The sequence below is a fragment of the Bacillus sp. JJ783 genome, assembly GCF_036963225.1.
Classification (GTDB): Bacteria; Bacillota; Bacilli; order Bacillales; family Bacillaceae_G; genus Bacillus_A; species Bacillus_A cereus_U.
Genome location: NZ_JBALMG010000149.1, coordinates 1 through 8,837, shown reverse-complemented (window position 1 = coordinate 8,837; position 8,837 = coordinate 1). Strand labels below are relative to the sequence as shown.

The following is an 8,837-nucleotide window of genomic DNA, read 5'->3' as shown; positions in this document are numbered from 1 at the left end:
GCTTCCGCTTCTTCTCGTTTTCTTGTTTCTTCTTCTGCTTTTTTGTTTTCAAAATCACTCTCAGAAAAGCCAGACTGTTTTTGAATTGTTGTAATCCAGTCAAGAGCTGGATTACTATTTAAACTTTCATTTTTTTGATTGTTTGAATTTACAACTTCTTCTCTTTGTTTCAATGGATATTGAAACTCCTCTTGCTGGAAATGTTCAATTACTTGTTCCTCATGCATATCACTATATTGTTCTTCTTCCTCCGCTAGCAATCGTTCACGTCTTTCTTTTTCTTGTCTAATCCGTTCTTTAATTACGTTCCTTTTCCTATTATTTCGCATAAAACAAACACGTCCTCCTTTCTATTGGCACCTCATTAATGAGAGTTATTAAATTATTCATCCTTCATAATTAATCATGAGATATTTCTACTGAAAAACTAAGGAAAATTAAGGATAATATTATTTTTTAAGTATGGTAAATAAAAAGAAGGATAAACGGGTAGTCCCCATTTATCCTTCTTTTTATTTTACATCTATTGAGTTTATAGTACACGTGATACCCTTAATGCATCACTTTGTTTCCTCCTTTTAGATACAAAAAGCCCCTCATGGTCTCGTATTATTACAAACTTAAGCAACAAATTTGTAATTCACGCTACCCGAGGGGCAAAATTTTGTGAAATAGATTAAAAAATAAAATGATACAACATGCACATTATACTTTCTTTTCAAATAAATATAGATATTCATTTTCACGCCAAATTAAGCTCATCCATTATTTTCAACTTTTCATGTAGTAGATTAAAAATTTCATCTTTATAGTCACATTTCTTCAATCTGTTAATTGCTTCATCTTTTAATTGTGATACCCTTTCAGTTGTAATCATAAGTGCTTTTGCAATTTCTTTATGCAAATACACTTTACTATCTAGTAGACCAAAACATAGATTTAGTACTATCTTTTGCTTCGGATTTAATACTTCATCAAATATTAGCCATATCTCGTAATTCAAGTCCTCAATTATCATTTCATTTGTGGAAGGAATTGCTGAACTATCATCATAGAATGGGTTCAATATACCTATATCTTCATTTATTGTATCTATATCTAAAGTCATAGTAGTAACTCGCTTATAATATACGTCGTGTCGAACTACCATTTCTCTAGTTACATCTAACTCTTTTACTACCTCTTCGACTGTAGGAGTTCTGTTGTGCATTTGTAAATATTTATCTTCGATTTCAACATATTTCACATTAAATTGATTCACATAGTTAGGAATTTTAAAAGGCCCAGACTTTTTTTTACGTATAAACCCTAACATACTCTTTTTTATCCACCAGTAAGCGTATGTAGAAAAACAATAACCTAAATCAGGATTAAAATCCTCAATTGCCCGCAACATTCCCTCATTACCTTCTTGAACTAAATCATCAAATTCTATTTCTGGGTGCTTATTTTTATATTTTCTTGCAATGGATAGTACTAGGCCTATATTTACATGGAACAAATATTCACGTAGATCCTTTTCACCATGTTTGTACCGTCGAAATAACTTTAAACTGTCTTGCTTTGACAGTACTTTATAATTCCCAATCTCCTTAATTTCAAAATTGTTATCCTCAGGTTTAACCATCGGCACAATAATTCTTGCAGTAGAACCTAAAGTTATAGTTCTTGTTAATGATTCGTCTCGATTTAAGCTGCTATATGATTGATTCATACCTATTCCTCCTTTCTGTTTTTTAGCGAATTGTTTCTAAAAATATTTTTGTCTCTTCTTGTAAACTGTTTATTAATTTGCAATCCCTTGCACATGTATTAGCAACTTCTTTATGTGATTTCGTTTTTTTTAACTCATTATATATATCGCATCCTTTACAGATACTGCTAATGCCTTCCATTATTTCTAACTGTTTTTTTCTTTCATATAAAAACTGTTCTTTTGATTTCTTCCTATCAACTTTTCTCCCCATTTGATTCACCTCGTATAAATGAATAGAATTCAGCAATTAGAAACTACTATTGATACTACATAGATACGAAACTTCCCCATTAGATTCATTCCAAAATTCCCCTATACATATATAATATATGATTACAAAAAAATGTAAATTTAATTATTAGAAAAATCTTAAAATTTTCCGAGATATCTATTTCGTCACCATTTTCTTATAGTGACGCTACTTATGTTTACATAAATCTAATTTAATACTTTACTTAAATAACAAAGGAAATTTGTATTTTTAAATATTCATTCAAATCCCGATAATGCTATCCTTTCATTAGCAAATTAATTTCACCTAAGAACAATAACGTTTATCTCACTTTCTCTATTGCTGGAATATAATCGTTTAACAGTAAATCATCTAGCCCCTTTCCAAGATTTATATCCCAACTTGCATAATTAATACTTATCCCTTCTTGATAAAGTGCTTGCGCACATTCTAATAACGATCGCTGAACATCAGAATTTGTAATCATATCCATATCTAAAGCGAACGTCGCCTGTTTAACCCCCATTTTTTTTAATGGTTCAATTAATATTCTCCATACTTTAACCCCAGGTATCGATACGACAGTAGTACCATACATTAATTTTTCCTCATTTGTTAGAAGCTCGTCTAAGTTTTCAGCAGCAATATCAGACTTTAAACTCCCTTCTGAAATCCATACATTATCCTTTTTTATTAATTCTCCACGTTCCCAATTTTTCAACTCTCGACTAGGTACTGCTACATGTATTGGCAATGGGCCCCCAGCTCCTGTTCCATGAAACTTCCCACCTGAGCTGATCCAAATATATTTACTTTCTAACTTTAATTGTACTTCACCTAATTTTTCACCTTCATAATTTATTTCATACCATTCTTTAACATCAACTTTACCTTTAAATATAGACTCTATCTTCCCATTGATTTTATAGGTTACTTCTATAGTATTAGGCTGTTCAATAACTTCTGCCTTAAAGCTTGGTTTATGATTTTTTACAACTGTCATATATTCAGGATTATCAATTCTACATTGAAAACCGCATATCTGATTATAAATATTTCTCTGCGGTATTAATAAAGAATCTCTCCTTCCTGCAAACGTGAAATATCTTCCATCCTTTGATTCTTTTGCATAGAATCCTGGAATCCCAACAATATAGCTTGTTTTCCCCCCTATTTTTTTTATTAGCCCTTTCGTAGTATCCCAAGGTTTAATAGGAAAACTTTTGTAATTTCTAATCTTTATTACTTCACTTGTAATCTTACGTTTTGATCCCGTTAACATTTTTATATGTTCATCTCGCACTTCTAAAAGTTCTAGGAATAAAGTGTAAATAATATCAAGGGTGTAATCATTTTTCTTACTATGATCCTTAATCATCTGATCTTGAGAAAAGTCATATCCCCTTTTTTGATTTTCAGCTACTACATGTAAATAGCCTGCTTCCCCGAATTCTGTTTCTGACGGAATTCGCCCACATATTATTTTTGTTTCAGAATCATTAACCATGCACCATCCTTGTTTACCGCATATAGGGCATGTTGTTCTATAATATTCAAACCATCTCTCATTACTACCCTTACTCATGCTTCGCACCGGTCTTAATAATCTACTTGCTGCTAACTTTTTATCTGACATCATATATCTCCTTTTCCCTTAGTAAAATAAAAAAGCCCTTTGGAATACGGAGGTTAAATACCACACAAACGTGTAATTTAATCCGTAACCCGAAGGGCTTTATGTAATCACTAGAAAATAAAAAAAATAACAAGTTATAATAAGAATATACTAAAAATTCTTTGTTTAATCTAGAGATTAATCATAATATTCTTTATTAAATCAAATAATCTCCTAGTATTATTAAACTCCGCATTACAAATATATAGGAGCATCTCACCGCTTAATCCCTTTTGGACTGTTTGAAGCGAGAACTTCTTGGAGATTAGGTGTTATTTTAGCAATCTATATTTACCAAACTATAAGAGTTACCCCTATTAACCGTTCACTAATGCTTTTCTACCTACTTCTTTTGGTACAGTACACTCTCTACAAACCAATTAATTGTACTAATAAGCGCATTCTTGTTGACCATAATCCCTTCCTTGTAAATAACCATCACAATAATAGATTTTGTTCAAAATTACTTAGTAATACTTAAAAATTATTTTGAACGGAGACTATAAAGCAGTCATAGAATTATCAATCTCATGTTGATATCAACAGAAAACCAATACGTTTCATCTCCGATTATCATTGACATATCAACTGAGATTAACATGTTAAGTAATCTCGTTACCCTTATCTCCATCCTTCATCTATTAACATTAACATAACGTTAACAAATAAGGACTTTTCGAAAAACATTTGTACATATTGAAAGTTCAAGGATCACATCAGTTAAAAATTAGTCCGTCACAGTGGATTAATTGGCGTAAATTAAGTAATAAACTATCTTTAAAAATGTTTCGATGCTAGTAAGACATAGTAAAGAAACACCACACAATTATCAATCTCATGTTGATACCAATGAAAATATACAGGTTTTCACTTCCTGTTTGTCATTGATATGTCAATTGAGATTGACATGTTAGGTGTTTGTTTACTTTTGTTATCAATATTATTCCTAATTGGTATTGACATAACATTAACAATAAGGTGTCAAAAAGGAGAAACGCTTATAGCTGTCAAGATTTTAAAATTTACATTGGTTGAAATTTGTCTTCTGTAGCAGTTTTCTCGGAGTGGATTTAATGACGAGCTATCCCGGAAAATGTTTCGATATTATCAAAACATAGTTTAAAAATTAGATCGCAATTATAAATAATTACAGCAATTCAATAACTTTTACCCTATGTTTATCATTGACATGTAGCCTAAAAACAACACATTGAGCGGATTGCTGTTTTTATTATCGATCTTATATCAACAATTCTTTACTTAACATCAATATGACATTAACAAATATGTAGTTGAAATACGCATAAATACATAAAGCTCGGATTTTCGAGTTCTATGTATTAGCCGAAGATCCATATATCGCTGCAGATTTCTAATGATAAAGCAAAAAGAAAACTATAATTGTGGTTAGAAATAACAAGAACTACGTATATTCGTTACTTTCTTATTAATGACACCAAAAACCCACAGTTTTCTCTTTGTTTATCATTGATATATAACCTGAGATTAACATATCAATAGAACTAGCTATCAATTAATGATAGTTGATATGAAACTACTATTAATTTATATTGACATGACATTAACAATTAATGACTCTAAAGTTAAGATTATATATACAAATAGCGTTTTGGGCGTCTATATCAATTAAGAGGCATTTTCTTATAGCAAAATTCACTGGATAAGCCGGAGAAGATAACATTTTTGAAAGTATTTTGATAGTAATAAAAAACAATAAATCGCTTTTTATTACTTCTAATCTAAAAGTAACTATTGAATGAATCAATATTGGTTATATGAAGATCACTTGTAAAGGGTATTAACAGCTTTAATACAACGACATTATTAAATCGAACCCCGAACTAACTGTCACAATCATCAATAACCCGCATTAACCTTCATGTGCATTCTAAAGACCCACTGAAACCATTTAACTATATAGTTTTTAGTTTTCTACTGCCAAGCATCATAAATTATAATAAATGTAGGCCATCATTTACTATTAGTATTGGCTTTTTATTTTACATTTATACATATTTTTTAGCTTTTAAGTCTTTAAATTTAATGCTATATCTTTATAATTTATTTACAAATCACTCATATTTTCTTATCATTAATATATTGTAGGCTAATTTGTTAATTTCATAGCAACAATAATCATAAATGACTAACAAATTATTAATAAGACATTAACAATAGTTGGTTTCAAACTCTTATTTATCAACGTCATGTTAACGAGTGATACTTTACATATCAATGATATATTTCATGTGAATGTCAATCGATAGAGGTATTTGAGTTTATATCATCGAAAAAACACTTAACATGTTAATCTCAATTTCTATGTTAATTCCATTTTACTGTGGCCATTATATTTCAAGGAGGTATAACAATGATTGAACAAGGTAACCAAAATACAACTGAACATACGGAACCCAATAATACAAACTCTATTCATGAAGATGCATTTGAAAAAGCATGGCGCATAACAGAGTTTTCAAAACTAGTAGGCCGACATCATAACACTGTATACAATTGGTTCAATATCCTAGAGGAAAAGGGGTTACACGGAACATTAAGAACCAATAATACAAATGAAAAGTTATATAACACCCTGGATTTAGACATAGCTTTATTTATCAAGCAGAAGAGAGATGAAAAGTGGTCGCTAGATGCAATTATTGAGCTTTTACCACATCAATTTGAACTAAGACCAGTTTCTCCAGAAAATCAAACCAGTGAAGTCTCAACTCAATTAAACATGCAGGAAGCTGCAGCGACTATTGAAAGAATAGTAGAGCAAAAGATTCAAATGCATTTACAACATATTGAATTAGAGTATCAAGGGAAGTTTGAAGATGCTATACGTGCAGTCCTACCTGAACCAGAAGACCCTGAAATGCTAAAAGAGCGCCAAAGACAAGAAAGACTAGATAATATGATAATTCAACATAGAGCGCGTACAGAGTTAAGAAAACAAGCTGAAAGAGAGTGGAGTGCACAACCAGAAGAAACTCGTATTAAAAAAGTTGGTTGGTTTAAAAAAGAGGAAGATCTTGCGAGAAAACAACTTTTCATAGAAAACTATATCGATGAGAACATGATTGAATACATGAAAAGTGTAATGAAAACAGAAAAATAAGCCTGGAAAATTCCAGGCTTATTTTTTATTTTGTTCCAAACATCTTATCAGGATCCATAAATGCTGCTAATTCTTCATCATTTTGCGTTTGTGGTTCTTCATCTTTAACTGGTTCTAATTCAAAGTAATCACCAAAGTTAATATTGAAATCATCATCCGAATCTTGCGCTTCAATAGTAGTAATTTGAGACTTTGTATAATGAATTTGACTCTGTTTTTCCTTAAATTCATTATATTCTTCAACTAATCCTTTAGATAATCGAGATGGTAGTGCATCTGTCTTATAGAAAGTATATACGCTACCCATAAAGTCATTTTTACTGACTAAATAACCATTAAAAACAGTTCCATTGATTGGGAGTTTATTTGTTACTTCTACTTTTGCATCATCCATAAATGAATCATCAATGTTCTTCTGTTCATCTAGAATTGCTAACATACCAAAATGATGTACCTTCGATGCCTCTAAATCTCCATTTTCATTTGTCTTCATCAGGTCAATAGGGTGATGGAATGAACTTCCTTTCAATGATTCTGAGAACATATCTACAATTTCTTTACTGTTTTCAATTTGATTCATATTACGTGAAACCTTATTAATTACTAAACAGCCTGTTCTTTCTAGTAAAATTCGTTTAAAGTCTTGAGAATCTAGAATTACTGATGTTCCTGAACCGTTTGCAGCTGTGTTTAACTCATGAATAATATCTCCAATACGCTGATTTGCATAGTCTCGTGAGTTTCCAATGCCTTTTTTCTCATTTTCATTTAATCCTTTAAACTCATCATAGAAATGTTGGTTATCTGCAAATACAACAAATGCAACGCCTTTTGCTGGATCATTAGCTAACTTCCAAATTTCTTGTGAAAATTTATTCACCTGTCTTAGTACATCAGGCCCATCCGCTCTAACTGGAAGTGTAACCACAATACCCATTTTAATAAAATCTTTACGCTCAATGGCATTATTGAAAGCAATTCTTGCATACTTTTGTTGATTTTTTATTAATTCTTCTCTAGGAATTTTCATTGCCATACTTTTAAGTTCTTCAGCAATTACAGGTTTATTATGAAAAGCAGAGAATTCTTCAATTGCTTGAATAATTGTAGATGTACCTGTACCACCACCTAAACCTGCAAAAAATAGTACTAATTCATCAGTTGGTCTAACACGTTCCGTTATAAATTCTTTTAGTTTATCTTTAGCTTCTTCATTAGATTCTAAAACCTTTACAGCACGCTCAGGATTCTTACCTAAACCACCTAATTTTAGTGAAACTTGGTTACTTTTCGGCACATTTTTCAGTTCAGCTAAATCCCCATCATTACTATTCAATGCTAGGCAATTATAAACTGCTGTACCGTCTGTATGTTTATACTCAGCAAACTTATCTACCATTCTAGTTCCAGCTTGACCAAAACCAACCATAGTCATTTTTACTGCTACTTCGTTTTTCAGAAAGTTTTTTGCCATTATTTTATCTCTCCCTTATTCTCATTACTGTTTTTACGTTTCCCTAATTCAATTAATACTTGTTGTCCCCTAATAGTTGAAATTAAAAACTTATACGGATGCATAATTTTTTCTGTTATTAATGACATTGAAGCTAAAGTAGCAACACTACCTTCTGCCGATCTTCTTGAAATGTTAGTTCTTTCGAGTTCTAATGAATAGGATTTACCCTTAGGTTTCTTTACTCTCCTATCAATAACAACACTTTCTACTATCTCATTTATTGAAATACCTCTCATATATTTTGTCTCTTGGTATTGTTTGTTTACTTGAGATCCTATGTAATGAAACACATTGTAGAGTATTTCGTCTTCTTCAATAATGTCTGCAAACATTTCTACAACTTCTTCAGTAAATTTGTTTTGTTTATATTTTTCACTTAATACCTCGTTCAAGTTGTCCTCCCCTTAAAACGTTGGTTAATTATTCCTAAAAATATATTACATCATTGTAAGACGTATATCAAGTCATTATATATAAGCCTTATATTGAGTTGTTATATATAAGGCTTATATATAA

At 30.8% G+C, this 8,837-nt stretch carries 6 protein-coding genes and 1 pseudogene; 1 reads left to right on the top strand and 6 read right to left on the bottom strand.

Features of this window, described 5'->3' with window-relative positions; genetic code table 11:
• The 4 genes and pseudogenes from V7038_RS25235 to V7038_RS25220 form a co-directional block, all read right to left on the bottom strand.
• Positions 1 to 329, bottom strand: a pseudogene (locus V7038_RS25235) (hypothetical protein); the annotation flags it as partial.
• A gap of 413 nt (positions 330 to 742) precedes the next feature.
• On the bottom strand, positions 743 to 1,714 hold the full coding sequence (locus tag V7038_RS25230; RefSeq protein ID WP_335695807.1) for a sigma-70 family RNA polymerase sigma factor: 972 nt from the start codon (positions 1,712 to 1,714) through the stop codon (positions 743 to 745).
• 22 nt (positions 1,715 to 1,736) lie between these two features.
• Positions 1,737 to 1,967 carry a hypothetical protein gene (locus V7038_RS25225; RefSeq protein ID WP_002162162.1) on the bottom strand — a complete coding sequence of 77 codons (231 nt, stop codon included), beginning with the start codon at positions 1,965 to 1,967 and terminating at the stop codon, positions 1,737 to 1,739.
• Between the two features lie 343 nt (positions 1,968 to 2,310).
• Positions 2,311 to 3,624: a DNA primase gene (locus V7038_RS25220; RefSeq protein WP_335695806.1), complete on the bottom strand. Its 1,314-nt coding sequence runs from the start codon at positions 3,622 to 3,624 to the stop codon at positions 2,311 to 2,313.
• Between the two features lie 2,431 nt (positions 3,625 to 6,055).
• Between V7038_RS25220 and V7038_RS25215 the strand changes: the two genes are divergently transcribed.
• Positions 6,056 to 6,805, top strand: a complete 750-nt coding sequence (locus V7038_RS25215) for a MerR family transcriptional regulator (protein ID WP_335695805.1) — start codon at positions 6,056 to 6,058, stop codon at positions 6,803 to 6,805.
• Positions 6,806 to 6,830: 25 nt separating this feature from the next.
• On the opposite strand, the gene V7038_RS25210 is transcribed toward V7038_RS25215, so the two are convergent.
• A complete protein-coding gene (locus V7038_RS25210) occupies positions 6,831 to 8,279 on the bottom strand; it encodes a cell division protein FtsZ (protein ID WP_002203167.1) in 1,449 nt (482 codons plus the stop codon).
• Positions 8,279 to 8,713 carry a hypothetical protein gene (locus tag V7038_RS25205; protein ID WP_002162158.1) on the bottom strand — a complete coding sequence of 145 codons (435 nt, stop codon included), beginning with the start codon at positions 8,711 to 8,713 and terminating at the stop codon, positions 8,279 to 8,281. Before V7038_RS25205 ends, V7038_RS25210 begins: the two co-directional genes overlap by 1 nt.
• Positions 8,714 to 8,837 lie beyond the last annotated feature (124 nt).

Excerpts from the sequence above, each read along its gene's own strand:
- V7038_RS25230 (WP_335695807.1), bottom strand. The coding sequence starts at position 1,714 with ATGAATCAATCATATAGCAGCTTAAATCGAGACGAATCATTAACAAGA.
- V7038_RS25225 (WP_002162162.1), bottom strand. The coding sequence starts at position 1,967 with ATGGGGAGAAAAGTTGATAGGAAGAAATCAAAAGAACAGTTTTTATAT.
- V7038_RS25220 (WP_335695806.1), bottom strand. The coding sequence starts at position 3,624 with ATGTCAGATAAAAAGTTAGCAGCAAGTAGATTATTAAGACCGGTGCGA.
- V7038_RS25215 (WP_335695805.1), top strand. The coding sequence starts at position 6,056 with ATGATTGAACAAGGTAACCAAAATACAACTGAACATACGGAACCCAAT.
- V7038_RS25210 (WP_002203167.1), bottom strand. The coding sequence starts at position 8,279 with ATGGCAAAAAACTTTCTGAAAAACGAAGTAGCAGTAAAAATGACTATG.